1 protein-coding gene and 1 pseudogene are annotated in these 811 nt (G+C 64.9%); one reads left to right on the plus strand and one right to left on the minus strand.

Annotation, left to right across the window (positions count from 1 at the left end; translation table 11 throughout):
• Window positions 1–262, plus strand: a pseudogene (locus EN949_RS35480) (MFS transporter); the annotation flags it as partial.
• Between the two features lie 34 nt (window positions 263–296).
• Here the strand turns inward: EN949_RS35480 and EN949_RS35485 are convergent.
• Window positions 297–811 (minus strand): MATE family efflux transporter (locus EN949_RS35485; RefSeq protein WP_245472587.1); only part of this gene is annotated, 515 nt, incomplete at its 5' end.

Here is an 811-nt window from a genome sequence, read left to right on the forward strand (position 1 = left end):
GGCCTGTTGCGGCGTTGCGGCGGCGCTTGGTTACCGTGGCGGCCTGCAAGTGGTGAACGAGATCGCGCCCAAGGATCGTCGCGCCGAAGTGGTGTCCAGCTTCTTCATCTGCTGCTTTGTCGGCAACGCCTTGCCCGTCATCGGCATCGGCATCGTTTCGACCTATGCCAGTCCCGTCGCTGCCAGCCTGGCGTTCGCCGGCATGATCGTGGTGTTTGCGTTGGTGGCGCTGGCTTTTGGGCTGAAACAACAACGGCGTTGAGGGCCTGGAGCGGTCCAGCGGAACCGGGTTGGCTTCAGCCGTTCGGTGTTTCAGGCGAAAGATGCGCGCGTCCGCGCGGCACGCCAAGACCGGTGTCCGGCGGCTCGCCGGCGGCCGGCCTGTCCTCGATCATGTGCGTGGTGCGCCAGCGGCCGAAACGATAGTAGGCCGCCGCCAGTACAAGCGAGCTGATCGAACCCGCCGGGAAGCTCCACCACAACGCTTCCTCGCCGATCACGCCACGCATGAAATAGGCAAAGCCGGTGCGCACGACCAGCACCGAAATGACCAGGATGATCAGCGGCGGCATCACGGCACCCGTGGCTCGTACGGTGGCAAACAGCACGATGGTTATGCCGAACAGGATGAACGACCACGAGGCGACATTGTTGATGTGGACGGCGATGTCGATCGCCGCGCTGTCGCGGCTCAGGAACAGGCTCAGCACCGAACGGTCGAAAACCGACAGCACGGCAACCAGTGCGCCGGTCAGGACGAGGTTGAAGCCGACGCCTGAGGCGGCGATGCGGCCGATCCGGTCCCAGCGCC

The organism is Mesorhizobium sp. M7A.F.Ca.US.007.01.2.1, assembly GCF_003998165.1.
GTDB classification, from domain to species: domain Bacteria; phylum Pseudomonadota; class Alphaproteobacteria; order Rhizobiales; family Rhizobiaceae; genus Mesorhizobium; species Mesorhizobium ciceri.